The organism is Rossellomorea sp. FS2 (assembly GCF_047915635.1).
Lineage (GTDB): Bacteria > Bacillota > Bacilli > Bacillales > Bacillaceae_B > Rossellomorea > Rossellomorea marisflavi_A.
In genome coordinates this window covers 186,522-203,099 of sequence record NZ_JBLRVS010000007.1, presented here as the reverse complement: position 1 = coordinate 203,099, position 16,578 = coordinate 186,522, and the positions used below count along the sequence as shown (strand labels likewise).

General features: G+C 52.7%; 12 protein-coding genes. 7 read left to right on the top strand and 5 right to left on the bottom strand.

Annotation, left to right across the window (positions count from 1 at the left end):
- Positions 1 to 106: 106 nt before the first annotated feature.
- Genes argH through ACNA6I_RS20340 form a run of 5 tightly spaced genes read right to left on the bottom strand, consistent with a single transcriptional unit; the run spans position 107 to position 6,682 of the window.
- Positions 107 to 1,588, bottom strand: a complete 1,482-nt coding sequence (gene argH, locus ACNA6I_RS20360; protein ID WP_416314091.1) for an argininosuccinate lyase — start codon at positions 1,586 to 1,588, stop codon at positions 107 to 109.
- 12 nt (positions 1,589 to 1,600) lie between these two features.
- Entirely contained in the window at positions 1,601 to 3,292 is a 1,692-nt protein-coding gene (locus tag ACNA6I_RS20355) for an ABC transporter permease (RefSeq protein ID WP_159130198.1), read from the bottom strand.
- Positions 3,289 to 4,398: an ABC transporter ATP-binding protein gene (locus tag ACNA6I_RS20350; RefSeq protein ID WP_416314090.1), complete on the bottom strand. Its 1,110-nt coding sequence runs from the start codon at positions 4,396 to 4,398 to the stop codon at positions 3,289 to 3,291. Before ACNA6I_RS20350 ends, ACNA6I_RS20355 begins: the two co-directional genes overlap by 4 nt.
- 15 nt (positions 4,399 to 4,413) lie before the next feature.
- Positions 4,414 to 5,499, bottom strand: coding sequence for an extracellular solute-binding protein (locus ACNA6I_RS20345; RefSeq protein ID WP_317948418.1), 1,086 nt, complete (start codon positions 5,497 to 5,499; stop codon positions 4,414 to 4,416).
- Between the two features lie 13 nt (positions 5,500 to 5,512).
- Positions 5,513 to 6,682, bottom strand: coding sequence for an ROK family transcriptional regulator (locus tag ACNA6I_RS20340; RefSeq protein ID WP_416314089.1), 1,170 nt, complete (start codon positions 6,680 to 6,682; stop codon positions 5,513 to 5,515).
- Between the two features lie 445 nt (positions 6,683 to 7,127).
- Here ACNA6I_RS20340 and ACNA6I_RS20335 point away from each other — a divergent pair, with 445 nt between their 5' ends.
- The 7 genes from ACNA6I_RS20335 (at position 7,128) to hutG (ending at position 16,573) form a co-directional block, all read left to right on the top strand.
- On the top strand, positions 7,128 to 9,614 hold the full coding sequence (locus tag ACNA6I_RS20335; protein WP_416314088.1) for an NEW3 domain-containing protein: 2,487 nt from the start codon (positions 7,128 to 7,130) through the stop codon (positions 9,612 to 9,614).
- A gap of 408 nt (positions 9,615 to 10,022) precedes the next feature.
- On the top strand, positions 10,023 to 10,496 hold the full coding sequence (locus ACNA6I_RS20330; protein ID WP_416314087.1) for a hypothetical protein: 474 nt from the start codon (positions 10,023 to 10,025) through the stop codon (positions 10,494 to 10,496).
- Positions 10,497 to 10,631: 135 nt separating this feature from the next.
- Positions 10,632 to 11,078 (top strand): hut operon transcriptional regulator HutP, encoded by a 447-nt coding sequence (gene hutP, locus ACNA6I_RS20325; protein ID WP_048014200.1) that lies wholly within the window; start codon positions 10,632 to 10,634, stop codon positions 11,076 to 11,078.
- A gap of 109 nt (positions 11,079 to 11,187) precedes the next feature.
- Positions 11,188 to 12,717: a histidine ammonia-lyase gene (gene hutH / locus ACNA6I_RS20320; RefSeq protein WP_048004904.1), complete on the top strand. Its 1,530-nt coding sequence runs from the start codon at positions 11,188 to 11,190 to the stop codon at positions 12,715 to 12,717.
- Positions 12,710 to 14,383: a urocanate hydratase gene (hutU, locus tag ACNA6I_RS20315; RefSeq protein WP_416314086.1), complete on the top strand. Its 1,674-nt coding sequence runs from the start codon at positions 12,710 to 12,712 to the stop codon at positions 14,381 to 14,383. Before hutH ends, hutU begins: the two co-directional genes overlap by 8 nt.
- Complete coding sequence (gene hutI, locus ACNA6I_RS20310) at positions 14,383 to 15,648, top strand: imidazolonepropionase (protein WP_416314203.1); 1,266 nt, start codon at positions 14,383 to 14,385, stop codon at positions 15,646 to 15,648. Before hutU ends, hutI begins: the two co-directional genes overlap by 1 nt.
- Complete coding sequence (gene hutG / locus ACNA6I_RS20305; protein WP_416314085.1) at positions 15,632 to 16,573, top strand: formimidoylglutamase; 942 nt, start codon at positions 15,632 to 15,634, stop codon at positions 16,571 to 16,573. The genes hutI and hutG overlap by 17 nt, the downstream gene beginning before the upstream one ends.
- The last annotated feature ends 5 nt before the right edge of the window (positions 16,574 to 16,578 follow it).

The following is a 16,578-nucleotide window of genomic DNA, read 5'->3' as shown; positions in this document are numbered from 1 at the left end:
GAAGGAATGGGGTTGTAACCATTATATATGGAATCAACCTGACATTTCCAATCATAATGCTCCATAAAAAAGCTGAACGACGTGGAAGTCGTTCAGCGGTGTACCATCATATCACAAACGCATGAAGGGCCTCATGCGTTTCTTCGACGACTGTTTTTTTCTCAGCCCATGCTCTTCTGCATTCTTTCATCCTCTCCATGCGATCCCCAATCATCCTTCCTACCTCCGTACCATTCGGACCTCCACGGACCGAGCGGATCTCCACGAAGTAATCAGGTGAAATGATCCGCTGCCAATCCTCATCCGACAATTGTACCTCATCGATCAGCTCGTTGATGTCGGCAACCTTCCATTCATAGAGCTCTTTTCTTTCAGCAACCGAACGCTTGGAGATGGCGCTTGCGATGCCATGTGCCTTCCTGAACGGGACTCCATAATCCCGGGAAAGGGTGTCGGCAAGCTCCGTGATGGTGATGCTCGATTTCTTCGCCATGGATTTGGCATGCTCCTTATCGACAGAGATGGTCGCGATGACGGCGTACATGAGCTTCAATACGCGATTGGCATTGTGGAAGGCACGGTAAAGGTGGGGCTGGAGATCATCTTCGGTGTCCACGATGTCACCGAACGGCGTGTTGTGGATCATATTGACAGCGGCAAGAGCATCCCCGTAGGCGCTGCTTGCAATCGATCTTGAATGTTCAATGGATACCGGGTTCCGCTTCTGGGGCATGATGCTGCTGATCTGGACATATGGATCTGCCACCTTGAACGTCCCGAATTCCCTTGTGACATGCTGAAGGAAGTCCTGGATCCACCTGCCTGTATTCACCATGCAGGTCATGAGGGCGGTCCCTGTCTCGAGGAGATAATCGGCTCCGCCAATCGCATCATAGGAATTCTCCACGAGCCCTTCAAAACCCAAAAGCTCCGCAACGCGCTCCCGATTGATAGGGAAGCCCGTAGTCGTCAGGGCTGCAGCGCCCATGGGAGAACGGTTCACTGTAGCGTAGGCGGCTTTCAGCCGGGTGATGTCACGTTGGAGCACATCATGGACGGCAAGGAGGTAATGACCCAGAGTGGTAGGCTGGGCCGGTTGGGTGTGGGTGTACGCCGTCATGACCGTATCCTTATGGGCCGCAGCCTGACGGAGGAGGATATCCCCGAGATCCATGGCAGCGTCCAGCGTCTGAAGGAGATGTCCACGGAGGACGAGGCGGTACATGGCCACCCCCATATCATTCCGGCTCCTTGCGATATGGAGCTTCCCTGCAAGCTCGCTCCCGATCTCTTCCCCGATCCTTGCCTCCATCATAAAGAATAAATCTTCAAACTGCGGCTCATATGACAGGCTTCCGATGTCGGTTTTGGAGACGGCATCGATGCCCTTCAGCATCAATGCAGCATCTTCTCTTGCGATGATGCCCTGCTCCATGAGCATGATACAGTGGGCCCGGTGGATATCGAACATTACATGGAACAGATAGTCCCGCTGGTCATTGAAGACGGGCTTCAACAATTCCTCTACATATGTTTTTCCCGGAAACGCATCCCCCTCATTCTGGATGAATTCTTGTATATTCTTCATATCGTTCCACTCCTAGGATAAAGATTTCTCAGCTTTTACTCCGAATACCTTATTCGAGATCAGGAGGACGACGGCGATCAAGGTGATCTGGATCATCCCGTAGGCTGCCGCCTGCCCCATATTGAACATGCGGAGCTGATTCATGATTTCAATGGATATGGGCCTGTTTGAAATCGTGTACAACAACACCGATGTCGGGAATTCCCCTACGGATTCTACAAAGGCCAGCAATGTCCCCGCAAGGACGCCGGGCATGATGATGGGAAGGATCACTTTGCGGAACGTATAGAACCATTTTGCACCAAGGCTTCTGGCCGCCTCTTCAATGGAATCATCGAGCTGTTCCAGTGCGGCATTCGTCGAGCGGACCACAAGCGGGATATGTCTGACGAAATAGGCAAGGGGCAGAATCCAAAACGTCCCGACCAGGATATTTCCGAACGAGAAAATGGAAGGTTCATTGAAGGCAAAGATCAAGTTCATCCCGATGACCGTTGCCGGAAGCGCCCAGGGAATCATGACAAGGACGTCGACGAAGCCCTTCCCGACGAATCTCCGCTTCACGAGAAGATAGGAGGTCAGGACCCCGAATACGAGATTCCCCGCCGTCGCAATAAATGATAGAATCAAGCTGTTTTTCAGCGGCTTAAAGATATTTGGATCTTCGAAGAGAAGCCGGTAGTTCTCAAAGTTGAATACGGACGGATAGGTCTGCCAGGTCCACGTACCATCGGGCACAAGGGAGAGAAGAAGGATCGTGAAATGAGGCAGGAGCAGGATGAAGACCCCGATGATCCCCGTCGCCACCAGCACCCACTTCATGAAGGGATTCTTCACTTCGCTCCGGTGAGCGCCGATCCCCTTCGAGGCCATCCGGTAGTCCTTGCGGTTCTGATACCACCTCATGAACAAGAGGAAGCTGATCGAAACGATGGACAGAATGACAGACTGAGTCGCAGCGACCTCCATATCGCCATTGATCTTAGAAAAATAGATTTGCAGGCTGAGCACCCTGAATCCTCCTGCGAGAAGGAAAGGCGCACTGAATGATGCCATGGAAATCATGAACACCAAGAGGGAAGCGGCCACAATGGCAGGTGTGAGCAACGGGAAGGTGACCTTCCAGAACACGCTGAATCGACTTGCTCCAAGATTATGGGCTGCTTCCTCGAGGGAAGGATCGATCTTATTGATTGCCGCAGAAACGGTCATATAAAAGTACACATACATCGTATAGGCATGGACGATGAGAATGCCGGAGACGCCCCCGATCTTGAACGGAACTTCGTCAAGATGGAACAAATCCTTGATGGCATTCGGAACAAGCCCGGTTTCGCCATAAAGGAACATGAATGCCATGACCCCGACCAGGGAAGGGAGGACGATGGGCATGATGGCTGCCGTCGAGAAGAACCCCCGGCCGGGAAAGTCATATCGATTGAAGATGAAGGCAAGGGGCACCCCGATGATGGCACTGGCAAGGACGCTCAATAGGGAAATGTACACGGAATTCCATAATGCCTCAAGATTCGTCTTGGATTCCTGTGTGAAGAAATCCCCGTAGTTCCCGAGGCCGACTCCTTCTTTTGTGTTCATGCTCTCAAGGAATGTCCGAAGCGACGGGTAGAGAACATAAGCGATCAAGACGAGCAGGACTGGTATGAGCAGCCATAGGGTGAGACGATGATCGCGGTTCTTCATCATGAGGGATCACCGCTGACCATGGGAATCACCCGGATATGCTCCTTCGGCAGTTCGATGAAAACCGGGGAACCTGCATGCAATGAGCGTGACCCTTCACCATTCAGCGTATGCACGCGGATGAGTTGGTTGTCCGCTTCGACCATGACATTGATCACGGAGCCGAAGAAGTGGATCTCCTTGATGACGCCTGGGAATACGTTCTCATCTGCGCTCCTTGAAGAGTCAACAAGATTGATCGCTTCTGGACGGATCGATAATGCGGTGCCTTGCCCCGCAGCACCGGCAGTGATAATGTTATTCCCGCGCACCGCAATGGGGCGGGGGAGGGCCCCGCTCAGCACCGTGGCGTACGCCATTCCCCCTTCCCGTTCCTCGATGGCGGCCGGCAAGAGATTGATCTCCCCTATGAAACTAGCTACAAAATCGTTTGCGGGCTCATTATAGATCTCGGCAGGCGTCCCTACCTGATGACAGACACCGTAATTGAAGACGGCGATCCGGTTGCTCATGGAAAGGGCCTCCGCCTGATCATGGGTAACATAGATGGTCGTGATGTTGTACTCTTTCTGTAACCGGAGGATCTCGCTCCGCATCTCGTCCCTGAGTTTCGCATCCAGGTTACTGAGGGGTTCATCGAGGAGGAGGATCTCAGGCTCGATGACGAGGGCACGGGCGAGGGCGACGCGCTGCTGTTGACCTCCGCTGAGCTGGCTGACCTGGCGCTCGGCATATTGGTCGAGGCGTACCTTCTCCAAGACATTCTTCACCCGCGCTTTCACTTCTTTGATGTTCAATTTACGGACCCTGAGACCGAATGCCACGTTTTCGAAAACAGTCATATGAGGGAAGAGGGCATAGTTTTGGAACACCATGCCCGTATTCCGCTTTTCTGGTGGCACCCGCGTCATATCTTTGTCACCGAATCGGACGACCCCTTTGGTGGGATAGTAGAATCCTGCGATCATTCTCAAGGTTGTCGTTTTCCCGCAGCCGCTCGGACCGAGGAAGGTAAAGAATTCACCATCCTTGATGGCGAGATCAAGGTGATCGACTGCTGTGACTTTTCCGAAGGTTTTTTGGACGCTATCTATTTGTATGGACGCCATTTTCGCTTACACATCCTATTCTTTGATTTCTTTGTCCCCGTTTTTAATGTTTTCATCCCAATGCTTCATCCATTCATCGCTGTTTTCCTGGAATACCTTCCAATCGATATCCATGCTTTTGATTTCGGTGTCGGTGATCCATGAAGGAAGTCCTTCTACGTCGTCCCGGGTCGGGATACGGTAGAATTCTTCAGCCAACAGCTTAGCGGCTTCCGGTGTGTTGACGAATTCATAGAAGGCTTCAGCTGCTTTCGGATGGGGAGCATCTTTGACGAGGGCGATCCCTTCAGTCAATACAGGTGTCCCACTTTCTGGAATGATGAATTCAAATGGGTAATTTTTGTTTTCCTTCAGCATGACGACATCCGGCATGGCCCAGACGGAGATGGTCCCTTCGCCTTTGGCCACCTTGTTGTACATCATTTCAGGGTTGGCTGAGTATTCCTTCGTATTGGCATCCAGCTTCTCGAGCCACTCATAGCCCTTGGCCGGATCATTTGAATCTTTGAAGTCACGGTAGATCATGGCAGAGAAGATCGTCCTCATGGTTCCAGAGGCGAGCGGGTAGCGGATGATGATTTCATCCTTCCATTTGGAATCAAGGAGTTCATCCCAATCCTTCGGTGCTTCATCAGCAGAGACCTTCTTACTGTTGTACATGATCACTTCAGGCGTCTGGCTTGTGCCGGACCAGTTCCAGTCTGGATCATGGAAGCCGTCTGCCAAACTGTCTGCATATGTCGGTTCATAGGGTGTCAACAGTCCTTCATCCTTGGCTTGGTCGAAGTTCGTTGATGGGGCACCCCACCATACATCGGCTTGAGGATTATTCTTTTCAGAGCGTACCCGGTCAAGGATCTCCTGGGAGCCCATATCCAGCCATTCCACGTCGATGTTGTATTTTTCCTCGAACTGCTGCTCGAACTTCGAGAGGATATCTTTCCCGTGAGGTGAGTAGACGACGATCTTATCCTCGAAGTCCTTGCCCTCTTTATTTTCGCTTCCTGAACCTTTTTCTGATCCGCCGCATGCGGAAAGGACAAGCATCGCTGACAGTGATAACACCGCAAAAGCCGATTGTTTCTTCTTTGATCCCATCATTCATTCCCCCTGATCATAATAAGTGGCCCGTGCCTTCATGCTCTCGTAGGAATAAAGAAACGGCCCCGATCACACCGGCATTCGACCCTAATTCAGACACTTTCAGCTCGATTGGAATGGGAAGATATTCATTGACCATCCGCTCAAGCTTCGGCAAGATATAATCTGCCGATTTCAAGACACCACCCCCTAAAATGATGACTTCAGGATTCAATACACTTGCAGCATTGATGATGCCATAACCCAATTGCGTAATGGCATCATCCACGATCGCCATGGCGGCGGCATCGCCTTCAGATGCGTATCGAAAGGCAAGTTCACCAGACAGTTCACCTGCCATGGCCGCTTGATGAGCCGGGTGGGCCGGGTCTAGGACCACGGACCGGGTGAACGTTGCCCCGATTGCCTTCCCTCCGGCCACGCTCTCGAGATAGCCGTAACGATGGAAGATCGGCTGGAAGTCACCCTCCAGGTCGCGTCTGTCCGTCACCATATAGCCCACTTCCCCGGAAGCATGGGTGGCCCCCCGGTATAGTTGATCGTGAATGATGATCCCGCTGCCGATTCCCGTGCCGACAGCAATGAAAAGCACATGCTTTTTATTCCTGGCGTTTCCGATCCACTGTTCCCCCAATACGGCCACATTCACGTCATTTTCCACATAAACGGGAAAAGGGAAGTGGCGCTCGGCTTCTGATTGGATGGGATAGCGGACCCAGTCGAGACTAGGGGCATCGATGACGACACCGTTCTTCGTAATTCCGGGCACACCGATGCCCATGCCGAGGACATCCGTCACGTCGATCCCTTCAGCAGCTAGCATGGACGAGACGTCCTTCGACAGTTGTTCAAGTAAACCGGTTCTTAGGTGGCTGGCAGTAGAAAAGCTTTTGGTGTGGATGATGGTGCCGTTTAGGTCTGAGAGGATGGTTTTGACTTTCGTGCCGCCGATATCCGTTCCGATGACGTAAGCTGCACGTGCATTAAAATATAAATGGATGGGCTTTCTTCCTCCCTGTGATGAGGAGGGCCCGATGCCTTTTTCATACACTTTGTTTTCCTGGAGAAGCTCATCGACGAGAAGGGAGACGGTCGGTTTACTGAGATGGATTTTTGCGGCGATATCGGCTCTGGAGATGGGGGATTCTTGCTGAATGCAGTGCAATACTCGTTTTTTGTTCATTACTTTCGACTGCTGCACACGTTGATTCATTGCATCACGGCTTTCGTATTTGGTTAGTGAACCTAACTAATCAACTAAAAATATACAGTAGTTCTGTTCCTCTCACAATTAATATTTTTATTATTCAGAATTAATCGACAAAACGACATACTTTGTACCCACTTGATAAGAATAGTTGAAAACCCCGTCATATCAACGCGTGAAGCTGTGTTCCCGGCTAGTGGAATCGGGTAGGACCTCCAACGATTTTGTCGAATTTTTCCTCCTTATGACATGTGAGCGCTTTACTGGTCGGGTCATTGACCCATTTACAGGAAATATATGCCTGTGCTACTAATGAAAAGAACGGAAAAAACAACCTTCAGTTCGTTAAAAAGATAAACAAACCAACCCGGAGGAGGGATGTCATTCGCATGCGGTAATCCAATTTGAGAGGAGCATGAACATGAAGAAACTGATTTGCCTTCTGATCGCCTTCTTACTCGTCCTTCCGATGAATCCTTTGGCCCGCGAAGAGGACCCCGAACTTTGGAGTGCCCTCAAACCACTTGAAACGACCGTAACCTTCCTGAATACAGGAGCGCATCCTGATGATGAACGGAGTGATTTCCTCGCCTATCTCTCCAGGGGCCTGGGCGTGAAGACGTCCAGCCTCATTGCCAACCGGGGGGAAGGCGGCCAGAATGAAATCGGCCAAGAGCTCGACAATGCCCTGGGCATCATCCGTTCGAGGGAAATGATTGAAGCAGCGAAAGTGACAGGCGTAAAAGCATACCACCTCAGTGAAACCACCTCTGATCCCATCTATGACTTCGGATTTTCGAAGACTCCAGAAGAAACCCTCTCCAAATGGGGGGAAGACCTTACCTATGAGCGGTTGATCCGCTTCATCCGAACATATCAGCCGGATATCGTGATGCCGTCCTTCCGCGATGTCGATTCCCAGCATGGACATCACAGGGCGATATCGATCCTGACTCAGCGTGCATTTGAAGATGCAGCCGATCCGTCCGTTTATCCGGACCACCTTGAAGAAGGCCTGTCCCCTTGGGAAATCAAAAAACTTTACTTACCGGCAGAGTCAAAAGAGAGCGCCACATCATCGATTGAAATCGGCATGCTCGATGACATCTACGGGAAATCATATCCTCAAATCGGGGAAGAATCCCGTTTCCTCCATAAAAGCCAGGGAATGGGGAGCGAGATCCCCGTGGCTCCAAGACAGGTGCACCTTGAATTGGTAAAATCCCGTGATTCGTCCTCCGGGAAGGACCAGCTCTTTAAAGGGGTTCCTTATGATTTCAATGAATGGGCGGGGAAGCTTCCAAAGAAAGAGAAATCTCTCGTGAAGCAGTATCACAAGCTCCAAAGCCAGCTCGAACGGACGATTTCCAGCTATCCGGATCGTTCTGAAGCATTCAAAGAGGCCCAGAAATCCTTGAAGCTGGTAGAAGAGGCCACCAAGAAGACGAAGAAAGCCAAACTTGACTCAGGATTGAAGGAGGATCTCCTTCACAAGCTATCCTTGAAGGAAGAGCAGCTCATGAATGTAAGCTACATGTCGTCCGGTCTTGATGTCCAGGCAACATCGGAATCCGACGTGCTGACAGGTGGGCAGCAAGTAAAAGTGGAGGTGGCCTTGAAAAATGGAGGCAACCATGTTCTGAAGAATGCAGATGTCACCCTGGACACGCCTTTCCACTTCTCGAAAAAGACGAAGAAGAAAAACCTGAAGCCGGGTGAAGAGCGAACGTTCACATTCAAAGTGGATGTTCCAGAAGACGCAGAAACATACCATGCGTATGAAGAACCGGTGATCCAGGCATTGGTCAAGTTCCGTTCCGGTTCAGTGGAAACGGTGCAGAAAGAGGAGCTGAACGGCACCATTGCCGTCCTTCCGGATGTCGGTCTGACCATGAGCCCGGAAGACCTTGTCGTGAACACGGCGGATGTGAAGGCCGACGTACCCGTCAGTGTCGAGGTGACGAACTACAAGAAAGGAAAAGCGAATGCCAGGGTTTCCTTCGAGGTCCCTGAAGGATGGACGGTTACGCCTTCATCAGTAGACGTCCCCTTAACGGAACATAAAGAAAAGAAATCAGCTGACTTTGTCCTTCATCCGCCTGCAGAGATTGAAGAAGGGGATTTCAAGATAAGGGCACAGGCAAAGGTCGACGGGAAAACATTCGGTACCACGGTCCAGGAAATCACCTACAGTCACATCGGTACGTTTTACTACCAGTATGATGCAGGAATCAATGGGGTTTCCTTCGAGCTCCTGACCCCTGAAGGAATGAAGGTGGGGTATATCGAGAGCGGCTTCGATCAGGTGGCTGACTACCTGTCCAATGTCGGGATGGATATAACCAAATTGACGGATGAGGATCTCGCTTCCGGCGATCTATCCCAATTTGATACGATCGTCACGGGGATCAGGGCCTATCTCTCCCGCGATGCACTCACAGAGAATAACGAACGGTTGAAGACGTACGTGGAGGAGGGGGGACATCTTGTCGTTCAGTATCATAAACCGAATGACAGATGGGATGCAGCCACAACGGCACCTTATCCACTCACGATCGGTAATCCATCCATTCGCTGGAGAGTGACGGATGAAAATGCAGACGTCGAGCTCCTGAAGCCTGAGTCCAGTCTCTTCTCTTATCCTAATGTTCTCTCCAAGAACGACTGGGACAACTGGGTACAGGAAAGGGGCCTCTACTACCCGATGGATTGGGATAGCCGTTATGAAACATTCGTCCGCATGAATGATCCAGGAGAAGAATCATTCGATGGGGGAATCCTCATGGCGCCTTACGGAGAAGGCACCTATCTTTATACCAATCTGGTCTTCTATCGCCAGATACAAGGTCAGGTTCCGGGAGGCTATCGCATCTTTACCAATCTCCTGAGCTATGGTCAAGGGGAATGATCATGGCGTCTGAATAAGGTCCACCTGAAAACCAGGCTGGGTCAAAGTGTTTGAGTCATAGAAAAACCCGAATTCACTTGCCTGCGATCAGGCAATAGTTCGGGTTCTTCATTTGTTTCATGACCATCATCGTTTCAAGCGGTTGATTGGAGTGCAAGACGGAGAATCCTGCGGGAAGAGTAGCTGATGTGAGACCGACTCTAGGGCTACCCGCGGAAAGCGAAGTCTTGCACAAAAATCATGAGCGGTATAGAGAACCTATTTCATACACCCGCTATAAGGGTGGGATAATAGCATTATAAAGTTAAAAAATACTATTATGTTTGTAAAAAAAAAGGAGGAAAAACCACATTATATGTAGAATAAACCAGAAGTAGTAAAATATTACTAGTTATAAAGGAGGATACAATGGCAAGAGAATATCTGATTGTTTTCGAAGAGTATGATCTGACGAGACGCAAGGCCGATTGGAAGAATAAGCACCTGCTCCTCTTCGAAGGGAAGCACTACAAGGAAGGGATCGTCGCGATCTGCAGACCGCCCGGATTTTCACATCCTCTAAAGGGAATCCTGTATTCGAACTTTATCATGGAAACGGCAGGCTGCACCCTGTATGCCCTTCCGATCGCCGAAGGAAGCTCCTTGCCATTCAAATGTGTGGATATCGACGCGAACACGATCGCGGTATGCAAGCTCATTCTGGAAAAAACGAATACGATGACCCGATTGAATATCCTGCCTTCCCACCCGCATGAAGACCCCCTCGATGACGACATAAAAAGTGATATACTCTCATTCTTCAGTTTAAAGACCGATGCCAGAACGGTCACCTTCCAATGGAAGCCCAATGTGTACAAAAGAGGAAGAAGCGTGGGGGAATGAGGCTTTACCCCGCTACCGAACTACCTCTCTAAGTTTCTAAAATCACGATGATTTCCGTTGACCTTGGCCGATATCCTACATACAATGAAGATAGTTATTAGTATGTTTAGAATTTTCTCTCAAGGTGATGACTCCATGAAAACAGCAGGGAATAACCGGATCGGCAAAAATGCCATGCTCCTTCTTCTCACCGAGAGGTCAGAAGAGGACTGGAACCGACATTTCAACGAACTGAACTGGAGCTACTGCACCGGCAGGATCGGATCGATGGACAGCCAAAAGATCGTCGCGGCCATCGAGACCGCTGCGAAGCGGAGCGATATCGTCCGTGAAGACCTGTACCGCGACATGCACGCTCTTTACCATGCCATCATGGAAGCACTCACGGGCGTCACGAGGGGCCATGCCCAGCTGGGAGAGGTCCTCAGGACAGTGGGGCTGAGCTTTGCGGTCGTCAGGGGAACACCCTATCCCAGGGAAGAGGAAGGCGAGTGGATCGCCGTCGCCCTATATGGGACCATCGGTGCCCCGGTGAAGGGACTTGAACATGAGACGATCGGTCTCGGAATCAATCATATGTAAATAAGAGCCTATAGAAATCAGTCGAAAGGAGGCTCGGTCAAGGACAGGATTCTGTCTTTGACCGAGCCTCCTTTTCATGTGGACAAACAATTATAACGAGGTGATCGTGATGGTGGAATTGACAGGCTGCTCCCTGACATTGGCTCAGGCAAAGCAGGTAATCGATGAGAAGGTGTTCGTCACCCTATCGCAGGAAAGCATGGACAGGGTAAAGAAAAGTCGTGAAGCGGTTGAGCGGATCGTGAAGGAAAAGCGGGTCGTATACGGCATCAACACAGGATTCGGGAAGTTCAGTGATGTTCTCATCGATCCTGAGGATGTAGAAGAGCTGCAGCTGAACCTGATCCACTCCCACGCATGCGGAGTGGGGGATCCGTTCCCAGAGAACGTCTCGAGGGCGATGCTCCTCTTGAGGGCGAATGCCCTGCTGAAAGGGTACTCGGGCGTGCGGCCCGTCATCGTTGAGCGATTGGTGGAGTTCCTCAATAAGGAAATCCATCCCGTCGTTCCACAGCAGGGATCACTCGGTGCAAGCGGAGATCTTGCCCCCCTTTCCCATCTCGCCCTCGCACTCATGGGAGAAGGGCAGGTGCACTATCGCGGCGGGATCCATGACACCCTGACCGTCCTTTCAAAAGAAAACATTTTCCCGATCCAGCTCCAGGCAAAAGAAGGCCTTGCCTTGATCAACGGAACGCAGGCGATGACGGCCATGGGGGTCATCGGCTATCTGGAAGCAGAAGAACTCGCCCATCAGAGCGAGCTGATCGCCAGCCTCACAATGGAAGGACTGAGGGGGATCACCGATGCCTTTGATGAAGATGTGCATCTGGCCAGGGGCTATACGCAGCAGGTCGACACAGCCTCGCGGATCCGGGGCTATCTCCAGGGCAGCAGACTGACGACGAGACAGGGGGAGCTCAGGGTCCAGGATGCTTATTCCCTCCGGTGCATCCCGCAGGTGCACGGAGCTTCGTGGCAGGCACTCGACTATGTGAAGGAAAAGCTCGAGATCGAGATGAACGCGGCGACAGATAATCCACTGATCTTTGAAGACGGTGAGAAGATCATCTCGGGAGGTAACTTCCACGGTCAGCCGATCGCCTTCGCCATGGACTTCATGAAGATCGCCGTCGCTGAGCTTGCCAATATCTCCGAGCGGAGGATCGAGCGCCTTGTCAATCCGCAGCTTAGCGACCTGCCGCCGTTCCTGAGCCCCGAGCCCGGTCTTCAGTCTGGAGCGATGATCATGCAATACTGTGCCGCCTCCCTTGTATCGGAAAATAAAACCCTGGCCCATCCGGCGAGCGTCGATTCCATCCCGTCGTCTGCGAACCAGGAAGATCATGTGAGCATGGGGACGATCGGTTCCCGCCACGCCTATCAGATCCTCCAGAACACCCGGCGCGTCGTGGCCATCGAGCTCGTCTGCAGCCTTCAAGCTGTGGAGCACCGGGGAGTGGATCTCATGGCACCGAGCACGAAGCGCTTCTACAATGAGGCACGCAAGGTCATCCCGAGCATCACCAAGGACCGTATATTCTCGAAAGATATCGAAGCCGCAGCTTCATGGCTTCAATCCATTCAACTGCACACCATCATTTCGACAGAGACGAAGGAGGAAACGACCAATGGTTAAAGCGGATAAACGAATCGTACGCGTGAAAAAAGGAACAGAGATTGAATGCAAAGGGTGGGAACAGGAAGCGGTCCTCCGCATGCTCTACAACAATCTTGACCCCGAAGTAGCGGAAATCCCTGAGGAGCTCGTCGTATACGGAGGGATCGGGAAGGCTGCCCGGAACTGGGAATCCTTCGATGCCATCGTCCGCTCCTTACGGGAACTGGAGAATGATGAGACCCTCCTGATCCAGTCGGGTAAGCCTGTCGGTAAATTCAGGACCCACACAGCAGCCCCGAGGGTGCTTCTGTCCAACTCTGTCCTCGTACCGAAATGGGCGGACTGGGATCACTTCCATGAGCTCGACAAGAAGGGGCTCATCATGTACGGCCAGATGACGGCGGGAAGCTGGATCTATATCGGGACCCAGGGAATCCTTCAGGGGACATACGAGACGTTCGCTGCCCTTGCCAAAAAGCATTACAGCGGATCCCTGAAGGGCACCATCACCCTGACGGCCGGACTCGGTGGGATGGGCGGCGCTCAGCCCCTTGCTGTCACCATGAACGGTGGGGTCGTCATCGCCGTCGATGTGGATGAGGAACGGATCAATAAGCGCCTGGATACACGGTACTGCGATGTAAAGACAGATTCCGTCGACGAAGCCCTCCTCATGGCCCATGAAGCCCGTGACAAAGGGGAAGCGCTATCCATCGGCCTTCTCGGGAATGCGGCAGAAGTCCATCATGAACTGCTGCGACGCGGAGTGAAGATCGATATCGTCACCGATCAGACGTCGGCACATGATCCATTGAACGGATATGTCCCTGAAGGCTACAGCCTCAAGGAAGCGGCAGAGCTGCGAAGTTCCGATCCGAAACGCTATACGCACCACTCCAAGAAGAGCATGGCGAAGCACGTGGAGGCGATGCTCGAGTTCCAGAAGCGCGGCAGCATCGTTTTCGATTACGGCAACAACATCCGTCAGGTTGCCAAGGATGAAGGTGTCGAGGATGCCTTCGCATTCCCCGGCTTCGTCCCGGCCTATATCCGTCCGCTCTTCTGCGAAGGGAAAGGACCGTTCCGCTGGGCAGCCCTCTCAGGTGACCCTGCAGACATCCACCGGACGGACCGCCTGATCAAGGAGCTCTTCCCTGAGAATGAGGCCCTCAACCGCTGGATCGATATGGCCCAGGAGAAAGTGGCATTCCAAGGGCTTCCTTCACGGATCTGCTGGCTCGGATACGGAGAACGCGTGACGATGGGCCTTGCCATCAATGAACTGGTGAGAAACGGGGAGCTGAAAGCACCGATCGTCATCGGACGCGACCATCTCGACTGTGGGTCCGTCGCTTCCCCGAACCGGGAAACCGAAAGCATGATGGACGGAAGCGATGCCGTCGGTGACTGGGCAATCCTGAATGCCCTCATCAACACGGCAGCAGGTGGTTCGTGGATTTCCTTCCACCACGGCGGTGGAGTCGGCATGGGCTACTCCCTCCACGCCGGGATGGTTGCTGTCGCAGACGGTACGGACCTCGCGAAGGAACGGCTGGAACGCGTGCTCACCTCGGATCCGGGGATGGGCGTCATCCGTCACGCTGATGCAGGGTATGACATCGCCAACGAGACCGCGGAAAAGCACGGGATCCATATCCCGATGAAGAGGGGGAATGAAGAATGATATACGATCTGATCGTCGAACATATTGGCGAACTCCTCACCATGGACCATGGGGAGGGGCCGGTCAGGGGAGAAGACATGAAGCACCTCCCAGTGAAAAAGAACGCGGCCATTGCCATCAAGGACGGCCTCGTTGCCTGGGTCGGGACACAGGCAGAGGCAGCAAGCCTTCATGCAAAAGAACGGCTGGACGCAGGAGGGAAGCTCGTTTCGCCAGGTCTTGTCGACCCCCATACCCATCTCGTATTCGGGGGATCGAGGGAGCACGAAATGGCCCTTAAGCAGCAGGGGGTCCCGTATCTCGAGATCCTCAAACAGGGCGGAGGCATCCTTTCCACCGTCGGCGCTACACGGCAGGCGACGGAGGAAGAGCTCCTAGCCAAGGCGAAGTTCCATCTCGACCGGATGCTTTCCCATGGCGTCACCACGGTCGAAGCGAAATCGGGCTACGGCCTGGATAAGGAAACCGAGCTGAAGCAGCTCAGGGTCGCCAAACAGCTCAACCATGATCATCCAGTCGAGATCGTCTCGACGTTCCTCGGAGCCCACGCCATCCCGCCTGAATACAAAGGAAAGCCGGAGGCATTTTTGGATGCCATGCTTCATCTTCTGGAAGACATCGAAAAAGACGAGCTTGCTGAATTCGTCGACATCTTCTGTGAGACGGGGGTATTCTCCGTGGACCAGTCCAGAGCTTTCCTCCTGAAAGCAAAAGAGAAGGGCTTCTCGGTGAAAATCCATGCTGATGAAATCGATCCTCTAGGCGGTACGGAAATGGCCGTCGGGATCGGTGCCATCAGCGGCGATCACCTCGTCGGGGCATCCCCTAAAGGCATCAAGGCCCTCGGGGAAGGGAATACGATTGCCGTCCTGTTACCGGGTACGTCGTTCTACCTGAACAAAGGGAAATATGCGAATGCAAGAGGTATGATCGAGGCAGGGGCCGCCGTCACGCTTTCAACGGATTTCAATCCGGGAAGCTCACCGACGGAAAACCTGCAGCTTATCATGAACCTCGCTTCCCTACAGCTGAAGATGACACCGGAGGAGATCTGGAACGCCGTCACCGTCAATGCGGCCCATGCCATCAACCGTGGAGACGTGGCCGGGAAGATTGCCGTCGGCAGGAAGGCGGATATCGTCCTTTGGGATGCACCGAACCACCACTACATCCCGTATCATTACGGAGTCAATCACACGGCTGCCGTCGTGAAATCGGGCCGCGTCGTGTACCGCAGGAGAATCGACCATGAATATGCCTATTAAACCGGCAGGGCAGGCGGCATTCAAGGATCGCTATACCACAAAGGTCGCCGAGCTCCTGAAGCCGTGGGAAGAAGGGGATAGGGGAGCAGCGGCCATCCTGGGCGTCCCCTTATCCAAGCCGTCCATTTCCCATTCAGGGGCAAGCTTCGCACCGGGTGCGATCCGGAACGCCCTGAATGGATTCACCACCTACCGGATCGAGAGCGGGCAAGATCTCACTTCCCCCCTCATCGATTTCGGCGATGTCGTGATGCACCCGACCTCCATAATGGAATCACATGAACGGATCACCACAGCCGTCCGTCATGTACTGACTCAGGAAGCGGCACCGTTCACGATCCTGCTCGGAGGGGATCATTCCATCACCACATCCGCTGTCAAAGCCTTCTGTGAAGAAAAAGGGACGGTGGGGATCATCCAATTCGATGCCCACCACGACCTCCGGAACACAGAGGATGGCGGACCCACCAACGGGACTCCGTTCAGAAGGCTGCTACAGGAAGGAATCATAAAGGGAGAGAATCTCATCCAGATCGGCATCCGCAACTACAGCAATGCAAAAGCCTATCATGAATACGCCCTCGATCAGGGTGTGACGGTTCATACAATGAAAGACATAAGGGAGAGGGGGACGGCAGAACTTGTCCGCCAAGGAATCGAGATGCTGAAGGGGCGGGTTGACGTCATCTATCTGTCCGTAGACATGGACGTCCTCGATCAATCCTACGCTCCAGGCTGCCCTGCCATCAGTCCAGGAGGCATGAACCCTGAAGAGCTTCTGGAAGGCCTCCACGAGGCTCTGAAGCACCCTGTTGTCAGGGCCATGGATATCGTGGAGATCGACCCTACGCTTGATTTCAGGGATATGACGAGCCGGATCGCAGCGCTCCTTGTAGTGGAAACGGCAGCGGTTCTCAACACATAAGAAAA

Coding starts and splice junctions, on each gene's coding strand:
- hutP (WP_048014200.1), top strand. CDS start 10,632: ATGAAAACAGCAGGGAATAACCGGATCGGCAAAAATGCCATGCTCCTT.
- ACNA6I_RS20350 (WP_416314090.1), bottom strand. CDS start 4,398: ATGGCGTCCATACAAATAGATAGCGTCCAAAAAACCTTCGGAAAAGTC.
- hutU (WP_416314086.1), top strand. CDS start 12,710: ATGGTTAAAGCGGATAAACGAATCGTACGCGTGAAAAAAGGAACAGAG.
- hutH (WP_048004904.1), top strand. CDS start 11,188: ATGGTGGAATTGACAGGCTGCTCCCTGACATTGGCTCAGGCAAAGCAG.
- argH (WP_416314091.1), bottom strand. CDS start 1,588: ATGAAGAATATACAAGAATTCATCCAGAATGAGGGGGATGCGTTTCCG.
- ACNA6I_RS20345 (WP_317948418.1), bottom strand. CDS start 5,499: ATGATGGGATCAAAGAAGAAACAATCGGCTTTTGCGGTGTTATCACTG.
- hutG (WP_416314085.1), top strand. CDS start 15,632: ATGAATATGCCTATTAAACCGGCAGGGCAGGCGGCATTCAAGGATCGC.
- ACNA6I_RS20335 (WP_416314088.1), top strand. CDS start 7,128: ATGAAGAAACTGATTTGCCTTCTGATCGCCTTCTTACTCGTCCTTCCG.
- ACNA6I_RS20355 (WP_159130198.1), bottom strand. CDS start 3,292: ATGATGAAGAACCGCGATCATCGTCTCACCCTATGGCTGCTCATACCA.
- ACNA6I_RS20340 (WP_416314089.1), bottom strand. CDS start 6,682: ATGAACAAAAAACGAGTATTGCACTGCATTCAGCAAGAATCCCCCATC.
- ACNA6I_RS20330 (WP_416314087.1), top strand. CDS start 10,023: ATGGCAAGAGAATATCTGATTGTTTTCGAAGAGTATGATCTGACGAGA.